This is a genomic window from Rhodococcus sp. H29-C3 (assembly GCF_030063405.1).
Lineage (GTDB): Bacteria > Actinomycetota > Actinomycetes > Mycobacteriales > Mycobacteriaceae > Rhodococcoides.
Genome location: NZ_JASITC010000009.1, coordinates 105,456 through 128,496, shown reverse-complemented (window position 1 = coordinate 128,496; position 23,041 = coordinate 105,456). Strand labels below are relative to the sequence as shown.

Here is a 23,041-nt window from a genome sequence, read left to right as displayed (position 1 = left end):
ATCATTCGGGTTAGAGCGGTTGGTCAGTCTCGTCCGTGTGCTGTTCGAGCAAGTCGAGCGTACGGGCGAGGAGCGCGTCGATGCGGTCCTCGACATCGTCGTACAGTCCGGGGACTTCGGTCAACAGTGTGTGCGCGGTGCGGCGGGCCCGAATACCGGCCTGGTAATAGTCGGTATCGAGTATGGCCGAATCATGTTCCGGCACCACAGGCGCGGCGTCATGAGTGTCATCGGTGCGTTCTATGGGTCTCTGCCGAACGGGACTGCGGAGCGGTGCTATACCCGTCCGGTGTGCCTCGACGACGTCGGCGATCGCGGCAGGGCTCATTGCATCGGCGGGGAACGGCATGTGTCCCCACCGGTCGATCGGCACTGCTACTGGGCACGCCCGTTCCGGCCAACCGGATATGTCCGGGAAAGTGTTGCCGCGCAGGTGATCGAGCACCAGCGTGGTCGAGGGATAGCGGTCGGCGAACCGCAGTACGGTCTCCCACCGCCCCCACGCTTCGGCGGGCCGGCATCCGGCGGGATCGTCGGCGGTGAGCCTGAGTCGATGGTCACCGCCGATCCAGAGGCTCGCGTCTTCGTCGACCTCGATGTCGGCGCGGTCCAGGGCCGCGATCGCGCGGTACGACAACCCTGCGCCGGCCAGCATCAGCAGGACGGTGTCACGGCGTCCGAACAACGCCTCGGTTGATCCTGCAGTCGGCAGGGCGGCTGCGGCGGTGGCGAGCTGTCGGGCACGGTGGTGTCGGCGCTCTGCTCGGGAGGAGTCGAGGGCTACGCGCAGTGCGGTGGTTCGTCCGGGTGGCGGGTGGCCGGAGTCGAGGTGGGCGAGGTTGATTGCCGAGATCCGGCGGATCTGTGCCCGATCCCCGGCGGGGTTGTCGGCGAGGAACTCGGCCAGTGTCATCGGCGATGCCGGTAGCGGGGTCGTATCGGCGGCGGCGCACCAGTCGGTGAACAGTGCCCATTCGTACCGATATGACGTGTTGGAACCAGCCGCTGTGCGCCGCATGTGGTGAACGGTAGCGGGTGGCTCCGACATCGGTGGGCCTACACACGGGGCGTGGGTGCTTCGATTCGCAGCGGCCGGCAGTCTGAACCTGTAGCCGAATTTCGCGTCATGACTTGGTTGAACAGCATTTCCGCGCCGTCACGGAGTTTTAACGCGGCTCCCGCAGCCTTCATTGTCAGTGACCCGAAAACCGCTGCGTGGTTGCCGACCGAGGTGTTCCCGGTCGGTCGGTGGGGTACTGCGTGGCAGGGTTCGACGACGACGCTCTGGCGCGCCCGATCCTCGGCATCAAGGACGTCTTGCGGGCGTGGGTGCGCGTGGACGCCGGCGGGTGGATGGCCGCCTCATGGCTGATGACCGAACAACCCGAACTCGGCGGCCGCACTCCCCGGCAGGCGTTGCTCGACGGGGATGGGCCGTCGTTCGCCGACCTCGCTCGCGCGGCGACCGAGATGCTCGCCGCGTGAGCGCTCCGCGCACCGCACTGCACCTACTCGTTCCTCCCCCGCCCGATCAACTCCGTAACCGGTTCCCGGCCTTCACCACCCCGGCCGGCACCGAGGTGTTCCGCTGCCACAGCGCCGCCCGCGGGCCGTTATGGTTCGCGAACGGCGGACACGGACCCTTCGACCTCGCCCATAGCCACGGCACTTGCTACACCGCCGAGACCGAACAGATCACCCTGCTCGAAACCTGGGGAGGGATGCGGGTAGTCCCGAGCACCGAACTCACCGCACGCGCTGTGACCCGTCTACGCATCACTGGGCCGCGTGAGCATGCTGATCTGACATCCAACGCTGCTGCTCAATTCGGTGTCACCGCAGAGATATTCACTACCGGGAACTACCAGCTGACGCAGCTGTGGGCGTCGGCGCTCCGTGGTGCGGGGTTCTCGGGGATCCGTTACTGGGCGCGGCACGATCTCGCGCACACTCATGCTTGCCTGGCTGTGTTCGATACCGCCGGCCTACACGTGCGCGAGCGAGGATCGGCAAAGCTATGCGGTGTCCGCCACTGCCACGCTGTCCGAGCGGCCTGACCTGATCGATGCACTTCAACGCGACACAGGCATTACCGTCCTGCCCGTTTCCCAGTCGCTCTGACGTTTCGATCAGGGCGCGGTGCGCGAAACTCAGTTGCCGAACCATCGAGATCTCCTGACGTACATTCTTTCATCGGCGCGAGTTGACGCGCGCAATCAGCGAAAGGTGATCGGAGGTGTTGCGCTGCGGCAGGTCATTCGAGTGAATGACAATCGATGGTTCGCCTGCATGTTCCACGGATAGTGAGCTAGCCTCCACGCAAGACCGTCTGGTCTCCTTGTGGAGAGGCTTTCAGAAACAATGAACACGTCCCAATTTATCACTGGCTCCGCCGCAGCCATTCTGACTGTCGTTGCACTCACCGCCGGATGTTCTTCCGAAGATGCGGCCGACACCCCAACGACGACGTCCTCCACCACCACGGTCGCCGCGACCACCACAACACTGCGCCCCACAACGACGACCGCCTCAACGATCCCTTCGGCGCTGCCGTTGCCATCAACGGTCACACCGGAATCGATCTACATCGAGCCCGCGCCGGAACCGGAACGGCCCGCACCAGTCCCAGTCCCGGCGCCAGCACGGCCCGCACCGGCACCGGCACCGGCACCGGCGCCTGCTCCAGCCCCGCGCGTCTCGTACGCGAACTGTTCGGCAGTCAAGGCCGCCGGAGCAGCTCCCATCTATAAGGGCGACCCTGGATACAGCACCGATCTCGACCGCGATCGCGATGGCGTCGCCTGCGAGACATAAGGGGCCTACGAAACATAGACACCGAAAGACCGCGCTCAAAGGCGAACATCACGGCGGGCCAATTCGAGATCCACGCCGAAGCAGCCGGCGTATACTAATTTCGGCTCAAGGCGGGCAACCGCGAAATCATCGCCGCCGGCGAAGCCTACAATTCCAAGAGCCGCCGCTCAGAACAGCATCGAGGCCGTGAAGAAGAACGCGCCGACCGCGCCAGTAGTGGACCTGACCTGACCCCACACGTAAGCATGCAGGTCGTCGTAGTTCACCGTCGAGAGTGACGGCCGCCAGGTCTGCGGGTGCGAGGCGTTCGCCTGCTGCTATGCCGCGGCAGTTCGTCGTCCAATCAAGACTGCTTCACCCGGTCCATGGGCCTTGAGGACGGAGGGGCTGCGGACACTGTTGCGCTGGCCTGTGCTCCGTGAACCGAGGTGGGTTCAGCGGGGTTGTGCGACATGGCTTTTGATCAGCGCCGCAAAACGCGACTGTAGAGTCGCCGGTCCGAGTCCTGATAGTTGTTCTCTGGCAGCCAGGTCGATGAGTTCGTGGAGGGCTGATGCTGCTGCGAGGCGTGTTCCTGTGGCCACTCGGTCTGTGTCGTTCATTCGCCAGGTGGTCTCTGTTCGGCGGTGTTGCTGCCTGATCTCCAGAAGTGAATGAAGATCGACCAAATCTTTGTCGGACCTGCGCTTTTTCCATGCCAACGCCTTCAGGATCAGAGCGGCCTCCAAGTCCGGGATGCATGCGTGGATCGATATGGATTCTCCACCTGTGGTTTCCGCGATGACGCTCACGTTCAGGGGATTGCTGTGGAGTGCGAGGTAGAGCCCTGGCGCCGAGTCGAATCGCCGACCGCCCAACAGTTGTGACTTTTCTCCGGGTGCCACGAGCAGGTCGATGTCGAGTGTCTCGGTACCCACGGTTTTGCTGTAGCTGTTACCGCTGGTTGCTTCGTAACCGGCTCTTCAGACTTCGTGCTGAGTTGCCCAGTTAAAGTCGAAGAGCCGGTAAAGGTGCCAAAACATCTGGACCGCGTCCACGATGGGTTCCGATGCTCGATGGCCTCGACTTGGTCCTGCAGTGGTATCTCACCGAGGTCGCCCCTCGTCTCGGCGATGGGCCTGCACTGTTCTGCGACGAAGGTGGTGGCCGCATCAACCGAGGCACGATCCGCAACAGACTTGCGCACCTGCTCGACCTAGAACGTGACGCCCGCGGCGACGTGGGCGATTCCGATCAGGCAGCCCGGTTCACACCGCACACTCTCCGTCATGCCTGCGCCACGAGAAACTACGAACGAGGCGTCGATCTCGTTGCTATACAACAGATGCTCGGACACTGGAATGTGGGAACCACCATGAGGTATGTGACTCCGTCAGCGACTTTCATCGAAGATGCCTATCGGAGAGCGATGTCGGAAACATTGACCGAACTCGGAGGAGGACGACATGGACATTAGATGGCGGTTGCGGATCGCCGCAGCCCAGCGCGAAGTGTGGACGGGCGCACAATTACGCAGACTTCTCGCCGAACGAGCAGGTCTCGAGTTGTCGTCGGCATCGGTATCGGCTTTGTTTTCCAAACAGCCCAGCCAGATCAAGCTCGATACGCTCGCAGCCCTGTGCACTGCACTGCAATGCACACCGAACGACCTCATCGAAGTCGACATCACACCCACTGCACGCGCCACCGCGCCCCCGACGAAGAACACGATCGCTGCCTCGGCCCGCGGACGGTCGATGCCGCCGTTGTGAGCACCTACCGCGCGTGTCTCGATTGCCCCAACCCGGTGAAGTTCGCCGATCGTATTCGCTGTCACCATTGCCACCGCCGCACCGAGCTCGCATCATTGAAACGCAGTTGCACGCACTGCGGACACATTCGGCATCTCGACGCTCAACGATGCTGCGCACCATGCCTTCGAGCGGCTACACCGCCCAAGGAACCTAAGAAGACGATCTGCACCGTGTGCGGCGAACTACGCCGCAACGCCGGCCGCGGGCTCTGCAACCGGTGCCGACAACGAGATCCGGATTGGCCGCGCCGATACTCCGAATCGGTCACGCAACGTATGCCGTCACCGCCGCACTGGTGGAGCGGATTCACCGAATATGTCATCACCCGTTACCACCCCGGCGGTGCAGTCGATATCTTGCGCGAGATATCGCGCTTCGTCATCGCCGAACCCACCCTCAGTCCGCACTTCCTGCGCCGGGACTGCGGATTACCGATCCGAACCACCACTGAGCGTGTCAGCATCGCCTACTTCACCGCGTGCGGCCTGACACTGCCGAAGAACGATGATCGACGTCTCACGCGAACGTTGACCGGCTACCTCGAAGGGATACCCGATTCGCTCTATAGTGCAGTAGCACAATATAATCAGGATCAATTGGCCGAACAGCATCGCCGCATCAGCATCAGTCTCTCACCCTCGAGCCCGGTCACGATGGCTACCCGGATCCGTGTTCTGCGCGATCTGAGTCAACATCTGATGCTCGATCGAACGGTCAGCGGCTGGGCGGAAGTGACAGAATCCGACCTCGAGGCGTTCATCGCGGCCGCCCCCAAAGCACGACATCAACGCACCTATATCCTCAAGCGCCACTTCGCGTGGGCCAAGTCAGCCAAGTACGTCCTGATCAACCCGGCCAAAAATCTCAAATCAGGTACCCAATCCTCATTCACTGGAACACTTCTCGGAGTCGATGACCAACGGAAATTGTATCGCCGATGGACGGACGAGGCGACGCCATCCCTCGAACGAGCCATCGGGCTGCTTTCACTTCTGCATGCCGCGTCCAACGCCGCGATCCGGACACTGACCACTGCGAGCCTCGATCACCACCGAAGCCGCATCAGCCTCGCCGGCAGACCCGCCTCAATCCCGCTCGATCCTGAGACTTGGGCCGCGTTACTCGCGTGCATCAGGGAACGCGATGATTCCGGCATCGTCAACCGACACGTGATCGTCAGCCGCGTGACCCAGACCCGAGAGGCTCCGGTGAGCTCGGGTTTCATCAGTCAACAACTCAAACCTGCCAATGTCACGCCGATGCTATGCCGTCAAACCCGGCTGACGGCATTGGTCTCGAAACTTGACCCCAAGCTGGCGGCTACCGTTCTCGGGATGCACGACACCGCACTCCTGCACTATCGCAGTGACACCGTCGATCATGATCGCCTCAAACCAGAAGAAATATGATCAACCTGGTCGCTGCAGGTGCCACCTTGCACACCTAGGCATGAACGTGTGCGAGTTGGAGAAGGAAAATAGTGCGCCGACCTACAAAAGAGGCTATGGATTTCATCCACTGCTCGCCTTCGTCGACCACGGACAATCTGGCACCGGTGAACCCGTCGCGGCACTACTACGCGCCGGCAATGCGGGCTCGAACACCGCCGCCGACCACATCGCCGTGACACGAAAAGCCCTCTTACAGATACCCTTCAGCACCGGGAACAGACCCGGGAAAAAAGTTCTGATCCGCACAGATGGCGCCGGAGCAAGCCACGCGTACCTGACGTGGCTGCAGCGCCAGCGCGTCTCCTATTCTGTCGGGTTCGCGCTCACCGACGGCCATCACCGCAGCACTGGCCGCAGTACCCGAGTCGGCATGGTCAGCAGCCCTCGATGCCGAAGAAAAGGTCCGTGACGGTGCCTGGGTCCTCGACGCGACCGGCATCGCCGACCTCGGTTCCTGGCCAGCAGGGATGCGGCTGATCATCAGAAAGGAAAGACCACATCCCGGCGCACAACTGCGCTTCACCGACACCGATGGGCTGCGATTGACAGCCTTCGTCACCAACACAGTGCGAGGGAAGATTCAGGATCTCGAACTCCGGCATCGCCGCCGGGCACGGCGCGAAGACCGGATCCGCATCGCCAAAGACACCGGCCTGACAAACCTGCCGTTGCACGGGTTCGACCAGAACCGCATCTGGCTGGCGATCGTTGAACTCGCCCTCGACCTCACCGCATGGACACAGATGCTCGCCTTCGCCGATCACGACGCACGAAAATGGGAACCCAAACGGCTACGGCTGCGAGTCTTTTCGATTGCAGGCCGTATCGCTACCCATGCCCGCCGGATCCACCTGAGACTGTCCAAGGACGCCACCTGGTCGCCGCTCATCATCACCGCGCTGGCCAGATTGGCGGCTTTGCCCGCACCGCTCTGACCCGACACCTTCCGTTCCTACGATCAGAAAGAACCCGCCCCGGTCCGTGGAACCCGGCGATCACCCGAGCGACATCGGTCAGGTTCTCATGCCCGAAAGCACGATCCCGGCCTCGAAACAACAATCTCGAACCGCTCAGGTCAGCATGTCAACCCGAAGAAAGATCGAGGCTAGATTGACTGTTTCTGTCTCCCCTATTGTTATTCAGTTCGAATGTATTGCCACGTTTGTGCGATGCCATCTTCTAGGGAGGTAAGATCTGGTCGGCCGAATTGTTCGACGAAGCGGCCGATATCGAGCACCGACGTCTGTACGAAGCTCGGTGGGTACGAAACGACTTTGCGTTGTAAGCGCATGTCGGTGGCTCGCTCGACGGCCTCCATTACCGAACTCAGCGCAGTACCGATGCCGCTACCCAAATTGTATGTGGAGTGTTGAGGTGCCCTTGCGACCTTCACGATCATTTCGATGAGATCTGGAATGTAGATGTAGTCGCGAGTCATGCTCCCGTCGCCAAACTGAGCTAGCTGCTTTCCATCCCTGGCAGCGCGAAGAGCGATCGGTATGATTCCTTGAGCGGAGCGCGGCTTCTGTTGCGGCCCGTACGGGTTCGAGATCCTCAGTGAGACGGAACGTAGACCATTCTCGACGGCGAAGTACTGCAGGTAGTTCTCCAGCGCCACTTTTCCGATGCCATAGGGGGACGTTGGGTTTCGAGGAGAGTCTTCGTGGTGTGGTGGAGGGGTGTCGCCGTACACAGTCCCCCCCGACGATGCGAAGAAGACTCGTTCGACATTTTTGCTTGCGCACATGGAGAACAGCTCGACGCCTGAAGTGAGATTCGTGGTGATGTCGTGCAGAGGATTGTCTGCCGAAATACGCGGGTTCGTTAGTGAGAGGAAGTGAAAGACATCCTGCGTGTCGGTTATTGCCGCTGTCAAACTTGTTCGACTCAATAAGTCTCCCTGGAAGAGCGTGACTTTGCCCGTCACGCGGTGTCGGGGCGCGGTGGAATATCTGTCGAACGCGCGTACCTCGGAACCGAGGTCGAGGAAACGATCGACGATCGCTGCTCCAAGAAAACCGTTTGCTCCCACGATTGTGACGGTGCGTCCTGAGAAGTCGAGTTCGGGTGTCATGATCGTGCTTTTGCGTCGATGCCCTGGCTGGCATGAGTCATCCTTCGCGCAATTACCGCGGCGGCCTCGGCTAGTTCGGCTGGTTCCTCGACTACGAAGTTGCAACCGAAAGTGGCCAGAAGGCCGAGCAGCCCTGACCACGACCAGGCACCCATCGTTATACGGGTCGTCTCTTCGCCGATGGATTCGATATTCGCTCCGCCTGGTGCCCACTTCGCAACCAATTCGACGGGGCAGACCATCCGGACCGTGCCTCGGCATGGCCATGCGTCGTTGAGGTCGCCGCGGTCGGGTTGTAGTTGCACAAAACGGGTGACATCGTCCTCGGGAAATTCCCGGGGCCGGAATCGCCAACCGGGCAAGCCAATGTTTCTAACGCGGTCGAGCCGGAAAGCATGCCAGGATTCTTCGCGTTGACCGTAGGCGATGAGATACCAGCGTCCGGACCACACTACGAGTTTGTGTGGTTCGGCCACTACCTGACTGTCCTGTACTGATTGCGCTGATCGGATCTGGTAGTCGAATTTGATCAGCTGCTTGTCCTGAGCTGCGGAGCTGATCAAGGCGATCATGTCCGATGGGACCTTCGGTGGAGCGAGGTCCCACACGTTGTCGATCTGCTCCACGGCGAACGTTTGCAGCCGATCGGCCAGATGCGGTGGCAACAAGTCACGCACTGTCTGCAATGCGCGGGCTGTTGCATCGTTCATGCCCTGCACGGAACTCGGTGCAGTCTGCAGCGCCAATGCGATGGCTACCGCCTGCTCGTCGTCGAAGATCAACGGCGGTAGGTGCGAGCCGGTTGCGAGCCGGTAGAAGCCTCCCGGCCCTCTGTCCGCATCGACGGAATAGCCAAGGTCCCGCAACCGCATGACATCTCGACGCACCGTTCGTGGGCTCACGTCGAGTCGTTCGGAGAGCGCATTTCCGGTCCATTCCTTCTGCGACTGAAACAGGCTCAAGATTTCGAGGGTGCGGCTCGCGATCTCTGACATGGCTACGACTCTAAGACAAATTTAGGTCAGTACCTGTCACTCGTTAGTGCGAGTCTGAGTCTGCCTCAGCATCGGTCGGCGGCCCTCGTGACAGTCGGCCTTTGATACTGCAACGACAAATGAAAACGAGGAGTCCATGTCTACCGAATCAGCCGGGCATACGCCGGCGTCAAAAAGCGCTTGGATGGGCCTACTGGCCATATCCCTCGGTGTATCGCTGGTCGTCGTCGACTTCACCATCGTTAACGTCATCATTCCACCGATCATCACCGACCTCAGTATATCGTCTGTCGATGCCCAGTGGATTCAGGAGTCTTACGCTATCGCTCTTGCGGCGCTGCTGCTGGTCATGGGTCGTCTATCCGACATCGTCGGTGCCCGTAAGCTGTTCCTTATCGGAACGGTAGCGTTCGGGTTTGCTAGCATTTTGGCAGCGATCGCGCCTAATGGTGAAATTCTCATCGCAGCACGGCTTGCTCAGGGAATCGGCGGTTCGATCGTGCTACCGACGTCGATTGCGTTGCTCAACGCAACCTTTCAAGGGCGTGACCGCGGCAAGGCGTTTGCTATTTGGGGCTCGACGATCGGTGCAGCGGCTGCGGTTGGACCCCTACTCGGCGGGTGGCTAGGTGAGTATTCCTGGCGTTGGGCCTTTGGAATCAACATCTTCGTAGTTGTCTTGATCATCGTGGGTGTCCTGTTCTACCTCTCGAAGTCGCAGACCGAGTCCGGTCGACTCGACATAATCGGGTCAGCACTTTCGGTATTCGGGCTGGGGATGTTGGCTTTCGGCCTCATAGAGGGACGAAACTACGGGTGGTGGGTATCTACCCGTGAGTCCGGCCCTCTCGGGATCTCCCTAGAAAATCTATCGGTGATTCCGGTCGCACTCGTGGTGTCGCTGGTGAGTCTCGGTCTCTTCCTCGAACGCCAACGACGGTTGACCCGTACCCGCCAGCCCGAACCGTTGATGGACACTGAGTTGTTCTCCATCCGATCGTTCACTTCCGGCAACCTCGCCACGCTGATTATCGGTCTGGCCGAGTTCGGCATTCTCGCGGTCTTGCCGCTGTGGCTGCAGTTCACCCTCGACTACAGCACGCTGCAAACAGGATTGATGATCGCGGTGGTTGCGGCTGGCAGCTTCTTTGCGAGCGGAGCGAGCTTCGGAATGGCCGAGAAGAGCACGCCTGTGCGTTTGGTGCAGGTCGGTTTGGTGCTCGAGGCAGCCGGTCTATTGGTATTCGGATTTCTCGCTCGTCCAGACTCGAGTTGGTGGATCATCGCTGTTGGTCTATTCGTATATGGCACCGGAGTAGGGTTCGCAACCGCCCAGGTGACGAACGTCGTTCTTGTCGACGTCCCGCCGTGGAAGGCTGGTCAAGGTTCGGGAATTCAGAGCGCGGCGCGTCAACTGGGGTCCGCGCTCGGCATCGCTGTACTGACGACGACGTTTTTCAGCGTTCTGACCTCCAACATGGCTGATCGCATGAGCAGCAACGAGTCCGATGCGCAGAGCAATCAGTCACTTGTCGATGCTGTGTCGTCGAGCGGTGGTGCAGCAATTCACTCTCTCAGTGAGAATCCCGCGACGAGCGCCGCCGCCGAGGCGGCGCGGGAAGCCATGACGCGGGCCATACAGATCAACGGATATACCTGCGCTGGCCTGTTGCTGCTCGGTCTGTTCGCCACCCTGCTGATACCCAAGACCTCCGGAACGCCCGTTGAGTCTGACTCAGAGACGAGTATCGGGGAGGACACAAGAAACACTGCCCCGACGAACACCCACGATTGACATTGGGTCGGTGAGGCGGGGCGCACCGCCATCGCTGCTCACAGTGTGAGCAGCTCAGCGTCCCGTCTCTTTCCCGTCGGCATACCTATTGCTCTTACAGGATCTCGGCAATCATTTGAGGCCAAGTCCATAACCTGCGTGCGCTTCGCATTACCCGGAGGGATTCCCGTGGCCAGTACCTACGACGCCATGCTTCAACCATATAAGCCCGTCAGTCTGCAACTGCTCGACCTCATGCTGGGTAATCGGCGTGCCGGAGCCATGGCCGCGTTCGCGGAGCTGGGAATCGTTAACGCATTTCGGACGGGATCGGTGACGACATCGCAATTGGCTCATAGTCTTGGTTTGGAACGAGACACTTGTGACTGCTGCTGCCGAGCCTCCAACGCAGTCGGGTTGACCAAGTCCGTTGAGGACAAGGCTATCGAACTGACAGCCCTGGGCTGCGCGTTGTCTAGCGATTCGCCCGACTCCATGAAGAACTTCGCGCAATGGTCAGGCTCGACAGCGGATCGGGTCACCTGGGCGCATATACCCACTGCAGTACGCACCGGCCGCTCACCGTTCGCAGCCGCTCACGGGACGGGTCTTTGGGACGACCAGCAATCCTACGAGAGCTTCCACACCATGCCCGAAGAACAATGCCCCTCCTACGACCGAGATGTCGTTTGCTCACGGTCTCTCGCCGAGGTCACGACATGAGCGGAATCGCTGTTGGGGAGTATGGTTCCGGTCTCGATGCCGTAAGCGAGAAACCTGAAAAGATCTTACCGGGCGACGCGCGCTACGGCGAACTATCGCATTCGGATAATCATCGTTTCGAGGTGACGCCGGATGCATTTATCCTTCCGCTCAACTCATATGGCGTCGTCAGTGCCCTTCGAGAAGCAATCGACGACCGAAGTGAAGTGGCGTGCCGGTCGGGTGGCCACTGCGGCCAAGACTTTGTCGGATCGCCGCGCCGGAATACTATTCTGGATTTGCACCGACTGAACTTTGTCGCAGCAGGCGCAGGCAATTCAGGCGTTCGTATCGGTGCCGGCGCCACTGTCGGTGAAGTCCAGAAGGAGCTGTTCAGGCGGTGGGGTGCAGCATTACCTCTGGGTGCATGCTCGGCGGTCGGGATGGGAGGGCTTGTCGCTGGTGGTGGCTACGGCCCACTCTCACGTCAACTTGGTCTGGTCGCCGACCATCTCAACGCCGTCGAAGTCGCGGTAGTTGACTCGTCACGGCATGTGCAATTGGTTACAGCCAGGGCGAGCGACGATGGTGAACTTGGTGATCTCTTCTGGGCCCACACCGGTGGTGGCGGCGGTAACTTCGGTTTCGCCACAGCCTACGAATTTCGCAGCCCCAAACACCTCACCGGCACCGATATCGAACTACCGCGCGCTTGTACGGCCCTCAACGTGCAAAAGGTGATCTACCCCTGGACGATGCTCAATGAAGACAGCTTCGTGAGCCTAGTGCAGCAATTCTTCGCCTGGCACGAACAACACCAAGTGGGGGGTACGCCCGAAGCTTCAGTATTCGCGACGTTTTTCCTTCACCACAACAGTTCTCCGTTCCTTCAGCTGATGGTGCAGTCGGACGCAGATATCGATGTCGACGGCTCCGCGCTGGCGGCATTCGTAGACGGTCTGACCGCGGGTACCGCAATTAACGGTATATCGCGAGGCGGACGAATGACCTGGCTGACGGGCACCCGCTACATGAGCCAGGCCGATTGCGGCGATGTGATGGGTGCACGTTCAGCCTCCAAGTCTGCCTACCACCGAAAGGCATTAACAGATACGCAGATCTCGGTCGTCTACCGGCATTTGACAAATCAACACCCTGGGACGGCGTCGTATCTAATGCTGAACAGCTACGGCGGCGAGATCAATCGCAGAGGTAGCTCGGAAACTGCTTCAACACAGCGTGATTCGATTGTTAAGTCATCGTGGTTCACGGCTTGGTCCGACCCTGCAGACGACTATCTGCAAGTTGATTGGCTTCGCGATTTGTACGAAAGCGTCTTCGCTTCAACCGGCGGTGTTCCGATCTTTGGCGACACAACCGCTGGTTGCTACATCAATTATCCGGATATCGACATGCGTGATCCTGCACGCAATAGATCCGGACAGCCGTGGCATCGACTCTATTACGGAGAAAACTACGCGCGGCTCCAACGCACCAAGAGAACGTGGGATCCACTGAATATTTTCCATCATAAAATGTCGATCGAACCCTGAAAGGTTGTGACACACAGAATGACTTCCACAGGAGACATTCCATTCGATAAGCTCTACGGCGATGGCGAAAAGATGGGCCCACTCATGCCATGGAACATCGGCGGCCCACAACCGGCAGTTCGTGCTCTGTGCGACGGTGGGGGCTTTAGAGGGCACGTCGTGGATCTCGGCTGCGGGCTCGGCGACAACGCTCTCTATCTTGCGTCGACCGGGTTGCAGGTCACAGGAATCGACGTCTCCCATGTAGCGATCGATTGTGCGCGTGATAAGGCCAAGCGGCTGGGTCTCGAAGTTGACTTTCAAGTTGCCGACGCTTTCGGCCTCGCAGAAGCTGGGACAACATTCGATTCGATCCTCGACAGCGCTTTCTTTCACACCCTCCCGAAAGAGTCGGTGCCCGAGTATAGTTCGCTGGTTCGGTCGATCAGCGTCGTTGGTGCCGAGCTGCAACTGTTCACTTTTTCCGAAGAGATGACCCCTGACTTTCCTGGACCGCGCCGGGTATCAGCCACTGAATTGCGAACAGCCTTCTCTGCGGATTGGATTATCAACACAATTTCGTCGGCTCAGTATTCGAGTTCGTTACCCGCCGAAGCGGTGAGCCAGATGGTCGACCCGCGCACGTTCGAACTCGATGCACCGACGAAGAATCTGTCCGGCGTGAGCATCGATGCCACCGGGTGCGTGGTCTCTTCGATCTGGCATATGCACGCGACGCGCGGCCCCGCACCGACATCTTGATTACACCGAGGAAACGAGGAAGCTATGAAGTTCACCGCCGTAATGGTCGTCAACTACCTGACGCCCTGGTATGCAATGTCTATCGCAGATCGCGTCTCCTTCGAACAAGAACATGTCTTCCCTGCGATCGGCGACTTCGTCAAAGCTGGCGGAGATGTTACCCCGGTCAGGGCAGTTCGTTACAGCATCGAACCGGAAAGCTTCTTCGTGATGGCGTTTGATGAAATGGAGAACTATCTGGATCTGGTTCGTTCCCTACGATCCACCCAGCTGATCACCGGCGGTCTCGCGGAGATCGCGTTCGAAGTGGTTGGGCTGAATGAGGCGTACTTCGCGGAGCGAGATACCGCTGAGGCGGTGGCCTCGTGAGAGCGCTTTTCTACGCCGCCGGTACCAGTCCAGCGAGCGCGTTCGCTATTGCACCACTGGCCTCCGCGCTGCGGACGGCAGGGCATGAAGTTCTGGTTGCCTCTTTCGAGGAGATGTCGTCGGCAGTCCTCGGCGTCGGGCTGCCGTCGGTGGTGGTGGCCGCAGGCCACACCACCGACGACATTAAGGTCGCCGCGCCCGGGCGACCCGCAATTGAGTACCCGCACCAACCCGAACAGGAGATGCCGTTTCTAGGCCATTGGTTCGGTCGTCAAGGCAGCTACGTGTTCGAAGACTTAGTCGAAGTGGCACGTGTATGGGGCGCAGACGTCATTATCGCCGGCAGTCTCGGTCACGGTGCCGAGGTCGCGGCCAAGTACCTCGATGTTCCCTTCGTTCGTCAGTCCTGGGATGTCTTCGATATCCACGGTTACGAGAAGTACGTCTGCGAGGAGATGGCCACCCAACTCGCTTTAATAGGGTCGAATTCACTTCCGGAGCCGACACTACAGCTCGATATTTGCCCACCCAGTCTCGGATCCGACAAGTCGACACTGATGCGCTGGACTCCACACAACAGTCCGTGCGTAATTGAGAAGTGGATGCTGGAAGCCCCTGAAGATGGGCGTATCTGCCTCACTATGGGGAGCTTCCGATACGCCGACCCGCGTGTAATGGGTCGGATGCTCGACCTGCTCAAGGAGCTGACTACGCTCGGTCGTGAAGTCGTCGTCGCGATCGGTGAAGACAAGGCGCAGCTCATTCGGGACCGGTTTCCCAATGTACGGGCCGGTTGGATCCCGCTGGAGTTCATTCTGCCGGGCTGTGACCTTATCATTCACCCTGCCGGCGGGCTTACCGCGATCAACGCCATTAACTCTGCCACTCCACAGCTTCTGCTGAATCCGTTCGAGGCCTTCATCCCAACCTTGCGTCGCCTCACACAGCAGGGTTCGGCCCGCAGCCTTTATCGAGACGAAGGCACTCCAACTGCTGTAGCCGACGCAGCCGCGGAGATGCTTGCCGAGCCGCGCTATGTGCTGCAGGCCGAAGAGTTGGCACGCGACGCGCTGCGTGCTCCTACCGCCGCAGGGGTCGTCTCCTCGATCGAAGACCTTCTCCTAAATCCAACACCCGCTTAGGAATGGAGAGCAATGTTGACTGTGTCCGTCACCGACATCGATCCGAACAGCGACTCGTCGATCGCTGATCCATACCCCGTGTACCGAGAGCTTCGTGGGATGGGGGCTGTCAGCAACCTTTCGACTCACCAGGTCTTCTGTGCCGGCCGCTACGCCGAAGTCGTGGAAGCACTTCACAATCAACAAACCTTCGTCTCTGGGGAAGGAGTCAGCCTCACAGACACGTTGAATAGGGCACAGAAAGGAAACAGTTTCACCGGCGACCCGCCATGCCACGCCCACCTGGGAGGTCCAGTGTCCCGACACCCCAAACCGCGCTCGATGGTCGAGATACGTAACTATGTCGACTCTTGGGCCAACCGTCTCCATCACGTGCAGCAATTGGTCCGATCGTACCCGTTGGATGCGCTCACCGTAGTTCCAGTGGACGAGATCGCTTGCCGCTCTGATAGCCAGGAGCCCTAATGCCTCGAAGCAAGCGCTGCCACCACACCGACCAGATCGTCGTGAAGGGTGCCAGAACCCATAATCTCAAGAACGTGGCCATTGACATCGACAAAAAGTCCCTAACAGTTTTCACCGGCGTGTCGGGATCCGGTAAAAGCTCCTTGGTAATCGGCACTATTGCCGCTGAATCGCAGCGTTTCTTCAATGAGACTCAGCCTGCATTTCTCCAGGGATTATTGCCCGCGACGACACGTCCTGATGTCGATGTACTTACTGGCTTGGCCGCGGTCGTAATGGTCGATCAGCGTCGACTTGGGTCGGATCCTCGCTCGACAGTCGGCACCGCAACCGACACCTACGGCAAGCTACGCACGCTATACGCGCAGCGTGGTACCCCGGCGCTTGGTTCCCCGTCCTACTTTTCCTTCAACGACCCGGCCGGAATGTGTTCGACCTGTCGAGGCACAGGCTTCAACGCACGTGTCGACTCCAAGCTGCTACTCGACCACAGCAAGTCACTCAACGAAGGTGCCATTCAATTCCCAACCTTCGCGGTGGGGTCGAACTTCTGGTCAATCGTGGTCGATTCGAGATTCTTCGACCCAGATAAAAAGATACGAAGCTATACCGAGGAAGAGATGCACCTGCTTCTCGACCTGGAAGAGGCCACTGTTGTCAACAGAAACATGAAAACCAAGTATGAAGGTCTGCTTCCGAAGTTCCGCCGCCTGTATTTGTCCAAAGAGCCCGCCTCGTTGCAGAAGCATGTACGAGAAGCAGTCGCCCGCATCTCCGTTCAGGGTACCTGCGAAGCGTGCGGAGGCTCTCGACTCACCGAGGCACCACGCTCGGTGCGGCTCAATAGGCGCTCCATAGCCGAGTTGTGCGAACTCGAAGTCAAAGACCTCGCCGTGGAACTGAAATCATGGAAGGAGCCTGCCTCTGGGTCCCTCCATCGATTGGTGTCTAGCTTGGATGCGATGGTAGAACTCGGGCTAGGCTACCTTACGCTTTCCCGCCGGACAGCGAGTTTGACCGGCGGCGAGTCCCAGCGCATCAAAATGATCCGACACTTGGGGTCCGCGTTGACCGACCTGACCTACATTTTCGACGAGCCATCCGTCGGACTGCATCCGCATGATGTCGAACGAGTACTCGATCACCTCGTCAAATTGCGCGACCAAGGCAACACCGTTCTGGTTGTCGAGCACGACTATCGGGTACTGGAGGTGGCCGACAAAGTCGTCGACATGGGTCCACAAGCAGGCTCACGAGGTGGTGAAATCGTCTACCACGGTTCGCCAGCAGGTCTTCGCAAGAGTAATGGACCGACGGCGGAGGCATTGGAAATGACTTCCAGTCTGCGCGAGCCGCGAGCCGCAACGGATTGGATCAAGGTCAATAACGCCTCTGACAACAACCTACGTAACATCTCAGTGCAGATCCCGTGCGGGGTAATGACGGCGATCACCGGGGTTGCGGGCGCGGGTAAGAGATCGCTCGCTCGTTCAGCTCTGCTCCGTGACGTTCCAGACGCTGTTGTTGTCGACCAAGACCTGCCACGGAGTAGCCGACGCAGTTTTCCCGCGAGTTGGGTCGGTATCATGGACCCCATCCGGAGGCTGTTCGCCGGCGCCACCGGAGAATCCGCGAGTTCGTTCTCCCCGAACTCGACGGGCGGGTGCGAGAACTGTAACGGTGTAGGTGTGCTTCAGATCGAGCTTGGTCGCGGCGATACCATCGAAACGGTTTGCGAGCAATGCCGCGGCACCCGGTTTCGTTCGGGAGTTCTGGAACATACGCTGCGCGACAGGAACATCTCGCAAGTGCTGGATATGTCCATCGACGACGCCCAGAGCTTTTTCGCCGATGACCGGACCATCTCGCCAATCCTGAGTCGGTTGGCCGGTGCTGGTTTGGGCTACATATCTTTAGGACAGCCACTTTCGACGCTCTCGGGCGGTGAGCGGCAACGACTCAAACTCGCCGTTGAACTCTCGCAGCCAGCAGCCGTGTACGTCATCGACGAACCCACCGCCGGATTGCACCGCCAGGACGTGGCTAGGTTGATCGGCCTTCTGGACAAACTAGTCGAAACAGGAAGCTCGGTAATCGTAATCGAGCACGACCTAGACGTCGTCGCCGCCTCGGACTGGGTTATCGATCTTGGTCCTGGAGCGGGAGCCGACGGCGGCACCGTCGTTTTCAGCGGATCGCCAAACGATCTGATTCGGTGCGAAGAGTCGTTGACCGGGCACCACCTCGCGTTGGCGATCTCCTGAGGTATCACCCACTAATCGACTTGGCGAAGCGCTAGTCTTTGGCTTGGACGCGACTACTTTTGCAAGTACGCGTCCGAAGCTTTCGTCTGGTTAATACTCGGTCTCGACGGCGTACCAGCGCTTTTGTGTTTCCAGCGCGAGCATATTCGACAACCCCGGAAGTGTCTCCGGGTGACGCTACAAGCCGATGTCGGTGACCGCATTCCCTACCAGGGGCGCACGTTGGCGGCGGTACACCTCGACGGAGTCGAGACTGGCGTGTCCGGTTTGGCGGGCGATGGCGGATCCATCAGCGCCGTTGCGGGTTCCCTGCGTTACGAACCCGGCCCGGAGAGAGTGCCCGCCCAGTTTGGTCAGGGCGGCGGGATCGAATCCCGCGTGGACAGCGCGGCGACGGATGGTCTGGTGGATCGCCGCTCCGGACAGTGCCGCGCTACCAAGGTTGCCGTTCTTCGCGATCGCCCTCAGCAACGGTGCGCGGGCGGCGGTGCGCGGTACTCCCCCACGGCACACGTGGGCGTCGAACGCTTCCTGTTTACGTAGTAGCCGGATCACCGAGGGCCGGCGACCGGCGTCGTAGGCGGCGACGACCTGCACCCAGCGGACGTAGGCGCACGGCGGACAGGTCTCGTGAGACTCGGTGTACGGCAGGGCTTTCACCGCTCCCCTGCCCTCCTGGTCGGTCTTCGACTTGCGAAGCCGGATGTGCAATCCGTCGTGTCTGTGTACGGTGACGTCGCCACAGACGAGTTCAGAGAGTTCGCTGCGTCGGAAAGCGCCGGCGAACCCGAGTAGCAGGATGGCCGAATCGCGGCGTTCGAGCACCTCGTCGGCCCAGCCTCGGCGTCGTTCGCGCGCGGTCGAGACGAGCAATTTGATGTCGTCAACTAGTAGCGGGTCGCGCGGGGTGCGGGGCCGGTCCCCCGCGGCGGCATACTCCCGCCGAATCCCCGACAAGGTCGCGGTGACCAGTTCGTGCGCGGACGGAGACAGGTGGCCGGTGGTGCGATGCTGGTGGTTGATCGCCGCAATCCACGTCCCGAAGGTGGCGACGGCGTAGGCCCGCTCCCCCGTTTCGGTGCGGGTGTCGGCGGCGTCGACGAGATAGGCGGCGACCGTGATCGGGTGCGCCGGCAGCGTCACGTGACCATTCGTCTCGCACCAACTGGTGAACCGTCTCCACGCGGCCGCGTAGGTCTTGCGTGTTCCCTCGGAGCGGGAGGATTGCACCGCGCCGGCAATCCTAGCGGCGACTGCTGGTGGAATTTCGGGCTCCACCGCCACCGACACGCGCCCTGGATTGCTTACCGCAGGTATTCGGGCTGGTGGGAAGTCCATACCGGCAGCGTAACGCAGGTCACCGACACTCTTGCGAAGCAAAACTGTGCTGAACTGGCGTTTCGTCTTAGATGGTGCGGAAAATACAATTTACATAGCTGAAGCCAGTGCCGAAAGTGTGAACTGAGGGCATTGAATTAACCTGTACTGCAAACGATTACGATTCTGGGACGAGATAGCATAGGACAATCTGTCGGGGTCGTCGTGAAGTTATTGCAGCGCAGAGTGTTTCAGTGAATGCTGCGGACTATTGCAAGGCAGCGACGCGCTGTTCGGGACGGCCATGGCGACTGGATGTGTGCAGGCGGTCGCGAATTATCTTCGCTGCTGCTCGTAACGCTATCGATGCCGGGTGCGGATCGCCCGCTGCGTGCACGATCGCAGTCCGTCGTCTGGCTGCGATGTCAGCTTCCGTAGTGGTAACGGCAGGCCGCGAGTCTGATTTCGTTCTCGTCGAGTTTGTACACGAGTCGGTGTTCGTCGGTGATCCGACGTGACCAGTAGCCGCGAAAACCGTGTTTGAGGGGTTCGGGCTTACCGATCCCCTCGTTGCCGTTACGGTCGATATCCTTGATCAACGCGTTGATTCGCTTGAGGACCTTACGATCCTGGGTTTGCCACCAGAGGTAGTCCTCCCACGCGCTTCCATCCCACACCAGCTTCATTCGAGCAACTCACGAGCACTCCCCGCACCGTGTTCGAGCCGATCGATCGAAGCCAGCAATCGACGGGCGTTCTCGGGGCTCCTGAGCAGGTAGGCCATCTCCTTCAACGACTCGTAGTCGTCGAGCGCCACCATCACCACAGGCTCGTGGCCGGCCCGGGTAATCACCACTTCCTCGCGGTCGTCGGTGACGGCATTCAAGGTTTCGGCATACCTCGCCCGCGACTCCGAGTACGTCATGGTCTTCACAATTTCACCCTCCCACATCTAAGTACAACAAATTGTACGTACCTAGATCGCATGGGCAAGGGCCGGCGCATTCAACAGACCGTGAGCGGGCACTGCTCGACCGAGTAGCGGCCGCTCGATGCGCACCTGGAACCATGGGCTCGAAAGTTCTCGGCCGCAGTCGAAGGTGAGATTCAATGCTGCGTCCTGACGGTTGCACCGAAGTCAGCGCGTTGCGCACAAGTGCTCGGAGGCACGGCAGCGACCGACTTTTTGACTTTCTGACTGGAAATGTACTCGAACTCGTTTGTTGCGCTAGAATTGTGTACATGACGACTCTTCCTGTTGCCGACGCGCGAGCGCAGCTGTCGCGTTTGGTCGACGAGGCCGAGCACACGCACGAGCGGTTCGAGATCACCCGCAACGGGCACCGCGCTGCTGTTCTGCTGGGCGCTGACGACTACGACGCGTTGCGGGAGACGATCGCAGTGTTGTCGGATACAGATCTGCTGACTGCGCATTTCGCCGGACAGTCTGAGATCAATGGTGGGGACGTCGTAGATGCAGCAGGCTTGGAACGGCTGATGCGTAACGCGCGGCCCTCTGACGAGTGAGCGAGCCTGCCGAACGGTACCGGTTGATCATGGCGCGCTCGGCCGCGCGGGCATTGTCGACGACGTTGCCCGAAAAGGTCGCGACAGCGGTGTACGAGTTCGTCACAGGCCCGCTTCTGGACAGTCCGCGTCGGGTGGGCAAACCGCTCGATCCCCCGCTGGCGCTGGCCTACAGTGCCCGCCGGGGCACGTACCGGGTGCTGTATCTGATCAACGATAAAAACCGCACGGTGGAAGTCACCGCGATCTCGCACCGCGCCGACGCTTTGCGGTTCGCGAGGCGAGGGATCCTACATTCTCGTAGGCAATTCGATTCCGAGAAGATCCAAGCCACGAGTGATGACAGCGAGCGTTACCTCGGCAAGCCGTACACGCGACCATCTGACTGCGCCCTCGGCGCTAAGAATGGGGGAAGTCTCGTAAAAACGAGAGAACTCCTGAGCCAAAATGAACAGATGTGCACAAAGGAGATGTGGTTTTGCGTCGGTACCAGCCTCGGCCACCACTGACCCGAAACCGAGAAGGCTCAAGACCAGGGCGCGCTCCGAATCGTTCGTGATTGCGAAAGTGTATCGCTGCCCTGATTCGTCTCCGGTACTTCGCAAGATGGATTGGATGCGCGTAGCTGCATACTGTAAGTAAGGGCCGGTGTTACCGGTTGTTGCGGTCATGCGCTTGACATCAAAAACATAATCTGTGTCGTGCGCGACCGATAGGTCCGCGTACTTGACCGCGCCGATTCCGACCTTCTCGGAGATCTCTTCGCGCTCCTGCACAGCGAGCTCCGGCCGGTCTTTCATACCGTCCGCCACGCGTGCTGTTGCTTCGTCCAGAAGAGCCCGGAGTCGAACCGATTCACCCGAGCGAGTCCGCAGAATCTTGTGGTCGGGCCCGAGAACGCTTCCGATCTGGATATGTTCTGCCTGGACCCTCTCGGGCAACCACCCAGCGAGCCGCGCAGTCTCCCACACCATCCGGAGATGAAGCTCCTGCGTCGCGCCCACCACATAGAGAAGACGGTCAGCAGCGAGCTGGTCAACACGCTTCCGCACGGTTGCGAGGTCAGTCGTGGCATAACCGTAGCCACCGTCGGACTTCCTGATGATTAGCGGGGACGGCTCTCCATCCCGGCCGCTGTACCCGTTCAGGAAGACACACAAAGCGCCGTTGCTGACGCGAGCGATGCCGGATGCCTCGAGTTCCTCGCAGACCGCAGCGAGATCATCATTATAAGTGGATTCACCCGCCAGGTCTGCGTCTTTCAGCGAGATGTTTAGGCGCGCGTAGATCTCGTTGAAATACTGCTTAGAGCGCTCGACCAAAGTCTGCCAGATTTCAAGCGACTCCGGTTCATGCGCCTGGAGCCTCACCACTCGAAAGCGCGATCGCTGTGCAAACGATGAGTCGGAATCGAATTTCGAGCGCGCTGATTGGTAGAAAGTGTTCGGGTCGGATTCGAGGAGGCGTGCCTCTGCCGACCCGGTTCCAACATCGATGAGGTGCTCGATCAGCATCCCGAACGGAGTGCCCCAATCGCCGATGTGGTTCTGCCTGATTACATGGTGTCCCAAAACTTCAAGGATCCTGGCCAGGCTGTCGCCGACGACAGTCGTTCGAAGGTGACCGACATGCATCTCCTTCGCCACGTTTGGCGCTGAGTAGTCGATAGGGATGACTTTGGCATTCTGCGTTGGCACACCGAGCCTTGGGTCGGACTCAAGCATGCTGAATTGCTCAGCTAACCATTCCGTGTGAAAAGTGAAGTTGAGGAAGCCTGGCCCGCTAAGCTCGACCTCGGCAATGCGCTGAATGTTGGACTCAGTCAGCCCGGCCAGCAGTTGTGATCCGGTCTCGCGGGGCGACTGTCCGAGGGACTTTGCTAGCGCGAGGGCCGCATTAGCCTGCGCGTCCGCGAACCTGCTGGGCCGGAGCGCGGCATCCACCTGACCGGGTGCCTGACCAAAAGTGGCTTGGATAGCATCGGACACGAGACGGTCAAGTTGGCTGAGCGGGGATAACACGTGTTCAGACTAACTCACGATTCCGTCGCCACCGGTTAG

At 59.9% G+C, this 23,041-nt stretch carries 23 protein-coding genes and 2 pseudogenes; 17 read left to right on the top strand and 8 right to left on the bottom strand.

Features of this window, described 5'->3' with window-relative positions:
• Positions 1 to 10: 10 nt before the first annotated feature.
• A complete protein-coding gene (locus tag QMK32_RS19010) occupies positions 11 to 1,018 on the bottom strand; it encodes a hypothetical protein (protein ID WP_283476735.1) in 1,008 nt (335 codons plus the stop codon).
• A gap of 242 nt (positions 1,019 to 1,260) precedes the next feature.
• Between QMK32_RS19010 and QMK32_RS19005 the strand changes: the two genes are divergently transcribed.
• The 5 genes from QMK32_RS19005 to QMK32_RS18985 all read left to right on the top strand — a co-directional run bounded on the left by QMK32_RS19005 (position 1,261) and on the right by QMK32_RS18985 (position 3,045).
• Positions 1,261 to 1,485, top strand: coding sequence for a hypothetical protein (locus QMK32_RS19005; protein ID WP_283476734.1), 225 nt, complete (start codon positions 1,261 to 1,263; stop codon positions 1,483 to 1,485).
• Complete coding sequence (locus QMK32_RS19000) at positions 1,482 to 2,057, top strand: RES family NAD+ phosphorylase (RefSeq protein WP_283476733.1); 576 nt, start codon at positions 1,482 to 1,484, stop codon at positions 2,055 to 2,057. The genes QMK32_RS19005 and QMK32_RS19000 overlap by 4 nt, the downstream gene beginning before the upstream one ends.
• Before the next feature lie 372 nt (positions 2,058 to 2,429).
• A complete protein-coding gene (locus tag QMK32_RS18995) occupies positions 2,430 to 2,750 on the top strand; it encodes a hypothetical protein (protein ID WP_283476763.1) in 321 nt (106 codons plus the stop codon).
• Complete coding sequence (locus QMK32_RS18990; protein ID WP_283476760.1) at positions 2,743 to 2,814, top strand: excalibur calcium-binding domain-containing protein; 72 nt, start codon at positions 2,743 to 2,745, stop codon at positions 2,812 to 2,814. Before QMK32_RS18995 ends, QMK32_RS18990 begins: the two co-directional genes overlap by 8 nt.
• 186 nt (positions 2,815 to 3,000) lie before the next feature.
• Positions 3,001 to 3,045 carry a hypothetical protein gene (locus tag QMK32_RS18985; protein ID WP_283476759.1) on the top strand — a complete coding sequence of 15 codons (45 nt, stop codon included), beginning with the start codon at positions 3,001 to 3,003 and terminating at the stop codon, positions 3,043 to 3,045.
• 203 nt (positions 3,046 to 3,248) lie between these two features.
• Here the strand turns inward: QMK32_RS18985 and QMK32_RS18980 are convergent, their stop codons facing one another.
• Positions 3,249 to 3,731, bottom strand: a complete 483-nt coding sequence (locus QMK32_RS18980; RefSeq protein WP_283476732.1) for a hypothetical protein — start codon at positions 3,729 to 3,731, stop codon at positions 3,249 to 3,251.
• An 80-nt stretch (positions 3,732 to 3,811) separates the two neighbouring features.
• Between QMK32_RS18980 and QMK32_RS18975 the strand changes: the two are divergent.
• The 4 genes and pseudogenes from QMK32_RS18975 to QMK32_RS18960 all read left to right on the top strand — a co-directional run.
• A pseudogene (locus QMK32_RS18975) lies at positions 3,812 to 4,270 on the top strand (tyrosine-type recombinase/integrase); the annotation flags it as partial.
• Positions 4,260 to 4,565, top strand: a complete 306-nt coding sequence (locus QMK32_RS18970) for a helix-turn-helix domain-containing protein (protein ID WP_283476731.1) — start codon at positions 4,260 to 4,262, stop codon at positions 4,563 to 4,565. The pseudogene QMK32_RS18975 and the gene QMK32_RS18970, both read left to right, overlap by 11 nt.
• 212 nt (positions 4,566 to 4,777) lie before the next feature.
• A complete protein-coding gene (locus tag QMK32_RS18965) occupies positions 4,778 to 6,016 on the top strand; it encodes a hypothetical protein (protein WP_283476730.1) in 1,239 nt (412 codons plus the stop codon).
• Positions 6,017 to 6,074: 58 nt separating this feature from the next.
• Positions 6,075 to 6,993, top strand: a pseudogene (locus QMK32_RS18960) (IS1380 family transposase); the annotation flags it as partial.
• 200 nt (positions 6,994 to 7,193) lie between these two features.
• On the opposite strand, the gene QMK32_RS18955 reads toward QMK32_RS18960, so the two are convergent.
• Together QMK32_RS18955 and QMK32_RS18950 are read right to left on the bottom strand one after the other, a co-directional pair.
• Complete coding sequence (locus QMK32_RS18955; RefSeq protein ID WP_502943693.1) at positions 7,194 to 8,132, bottom strand: NAD-dependent epimerase/dehydratase family protein; 939 nt, start codon at positions 8,130 to 8,132, stop codon at positions 7,194 to 7,196.
• Positions 8,129 to 9,127, bottom strand: a complete 999-nt coding sequence (locus tag QMK32_RS18950; RefSeq protein ID WP_283476728.1) for a helix-turn-helix transcriptional regulator — start codon at positions 9,125 to 9,127, stop codon at positions 8,129 to 8,131. The genes QMK32_RS18955 and QMK32_RS18950 overlap by 4 nt, the downstream gene beginning before the upstream one ends.
• Positions 9,128 to 9,263: 136 nt before the next feature.
• Here QMK32_RS18950 and QMK32_RS18945 point away from each other — a divergent pair, with 136 nt between their 5' ends.
• From QMK32_RS18945 to QMK32_RS18915, 7 genes are all read left to right on the top strand, one after another.
• On the top strand, positions 9,264 to 10,922 hold the full coding sequence (locus QMK32_RS18945; RefSeq protein ID WP_283476727.1) for a DHA2 family efflux MFS transporter permease subunit: 1,659 nt from the start codon (positions 9,264 to 9,266) through the stop codon (positions 10,920 to 10,922).
• 168 nt (positions 10,923 to 11,090) lie between these two features.
• Positions 11,091 to 11,624, top strand: a complete 534-nt coding sequence (locus tag QMK32_RS18940) for a hypothetical protein (protein ID WP_283476726.1) — start codon at positions 11,091 to 11,093, stop codon at positions 11,622 to 11,624.
• Positions 11,621 to 13,156: an FAD-binding oxidoreductase gene (locus QMK32_RS18935; RefSeq protein WP_283476725.1), complete on the top strand. Its 1,536-nt coding sequence runs from the start codon at positions 11,621 to 11,623 to the stop codon at positions 13,154 to 13,156. Before QMK32_RS18940 ends, QMK32_RS18935 begins: the two co-directional genes overlap by 4 nt.
• Before the next feature lie 18 nt (positions 13,157 to 13,174).
• Positions 13,175 to 13,897 (top strand): class I SAM-dependent methyltransferase, encoded by a 723-nt coding sequence (locus QMK32_RS18930; protein ID WP_283476724.1) that lies wholly within the window; start codon positions 13,175 to 13,177, stop codon positions 13,895 to 13,897.
• A 24-nt stretch (positions 13,898 to 13,921) separates the two neighbouring features.
• Positions 13,922 to 14,266, top strand: a complete 345-nt coding sequence (locus QMK32_RS18925; RefSeq protein WP_283476723.1) for a hypothetical protein — start codon at positions 13,922 to 13,924, stop codon at positions 14,264 to 14,266.
• Positions 14,263 to 15,408, top strand: a complete 1,146-nt coding sequence (locus QMK32_RS18920) for a glycosyltransferase (protein WP_283476722.1) — start codon at positions 14,263 to 14,265, stop codon at positions 15,406 to 15,408. The genes QMK32_RS18925 and QMK32_RS18920 overlap by 4 nt, the downstream gene beginning before the upstream one ends.
• Positions 15,409 to 15,947: 539 nt before the next feature.
• Positions 15,948 to 18,137: an ATP-binding cassette domain-containing protein gene (locus QMK32_RS18915; protein WP_349307578.1), complete on the top strand. Its 2,190-nt coding sequence runs from the start codon at positions 15,948 to 15,950 to the stop codon at positions 18,135 to 18,137.
• A gap of 177 nt (positions 18,138 to 18,314) precedes the next feature.
• Here QMK32_RS18915 and QMK32_RS18910 read toward each other — a convergent pair whose 3' ends face one another.
• From QMK32_RS18910 to QMK32_RS18900, 3 genes are all read right to left on the bottom strand, one after another.
• Positions 18,315 to 19,475: a site-specific integrase gene (locus QMK32_RS18910; RefSeq protein ID WP_283476720.1), complete on the bottom strand. Its 1,161-nt coding sequence runs from the start codon at positions 19,473 to 19,475 to the stop codon at positions 18,315 to 18,317.
• A gap of 404 nt (positions 19,476 to 19,879) precedes the next feature.
• Positions 19,880 to 20,140 carry a Txe/YoeB family addiction module toxin gene (locus QMK32_RS18905; RefSeq protein ID WP_283476719.1) on the bottom strand — a complete coding sequence of 87 codons (261 nt, stop codon included), beginning with the start codon at positions 20,138 to 20,140 and terminating at the stop codon, positions 19,880 to 19,882.
• Complete coding sequence (locus QMK32_RS18900) at positions 20,137 to 20,388, bottom strand: type II toxin-antitoxin system Phd/YefM family antitoxin (RefSeq protein ID WP_283476718.1); 252 nt, start codon at positions 20,386 to 20,388, stop codon at positions 20,137 to 20,139. The genes QMK32_RS18905 and QMK32_RS18900 overlap by 4 nt, the downstream gene beginning before the upstream one ends.
• A 302-nt stretch (positions 20,389 to 20,690) precedes the next feature.
• Here QMK32_RS18900 and QMK32_RS18895 point away from each other — a divergent pair, with 302 nt between their 5' ends.
• A complete protein-coding gene (locus tag QMK32_RS18895) occupies positions 20,691 to 20,981 on the top strand; it encodes a type II toxin-antitoxin system Phd/YefM family antitoxin (RefSeq protein ID WP_283476717.1) in 291 nt (96 codons plus the stop codon).
• Positions 20,982 to 21,271: 290 nt separating this feature from the next.
• Here QMK32_RS18895 and argS read toward each other — a convergent pair whose 3' ends face one another.
• A complete protein-coding gene (gene argS / locus QMK32_RS18885) occupies positions 21,272 to 23,002 on the bottom strand; it encodes an arginine--tRNA ligase (RefSeq protein WP_283476716.1) in 1,731 nt (576 codons plus the stop codon).
• Between the last annotated feature and the right edge of the window lie 39 nt (positions 23,003 to 23,041).

What these genes read in the sequence shown, in the direction of transcription:
- QMK32_RS18950 (WP_283476728.1), bottom strand. Translation starts at nt 9,127, where the DNA reads ATGTCAGAGATCGCGAGCCGCACCCTCGAAATCTTGAGCCTGTTTCAG.
- QMK32_RS19010 (WP_283476735.1), bottom strand. Translation starts at nt 1,018, where the DNA reads ATGCGGCGCACAGCGGCTGGTTCCAACACGTCATATCGGTACGAATGG.
- QMK32_RS18955 (WP_502943693.1), bottom strand. Translation starts at nt 8,132, where the DNA reads ATGACACCCGAACTCGACTTCTCAGGACGCACCGTCACAATCGTGGGA.
- QMK32_RS18970 (WP_283476731.1), top strand. Translation starts at nt 4,260, where the DNA reads ATGGACATTAGATGGCGGTTGCGGATCGCCGCAGCCCAGCGCGAAGTG.
- QMK32_RS18930 (WP_283476724.1), top strand. Translation starts at nt 13,175, where the DNA reads ATGACTTCCACAGGAGACATTCCATTCGATAAGCTCTACGGCGATGGC.
- QMK32_RS18905 (WP_283476719.1), bottom strand. Translation starts at nt 20,140, where the DNA reads ATGAAGCTGGTGTGGGATGGAAGCGCGTGGGAGGACTACCTCTGGTGG.
- QMK32_RS18945 (WP_283476727.1), top strand. Translation starts at nt 9,264, where the DNA reads ATGTCTACCGAATCAGCCGGGCATACGCCGGCGTCAAAAAGCGCTTGG.
- QMK32_RS18935 (WP_283476725.1), top strand. Translation starts at nt 11,621, where the DNA reads ATGAGCGGAATCGCTGTTGGGGAGTATGGTTCCGGTCTCGATGCCGTA.
- QMK32_RS18995 (WP_283476763.1), top strand. Translation starts at nt 2,430, where the DNA reads ATGTTCTTCCGAAGATGCGGCCGACACCCCAACGACGACGTCCTCCAC.
- QMK32_RS18925 (WP_283476723.1), top strand. Translation starts at nt 13,922, where the DNA reads ATGAAGTTCACCGCCGTAATGGTCGTCAACTACCTGACGCCCTGGTAT.
- QMK32_RS18910 (WP_283476720.1), bottom strand. Translation starts at nt 19,475, where the DNA reads ATGGACTTCCCACCAGCCCGAATACCTGCGGTAAGCAATCCAGGGCGC.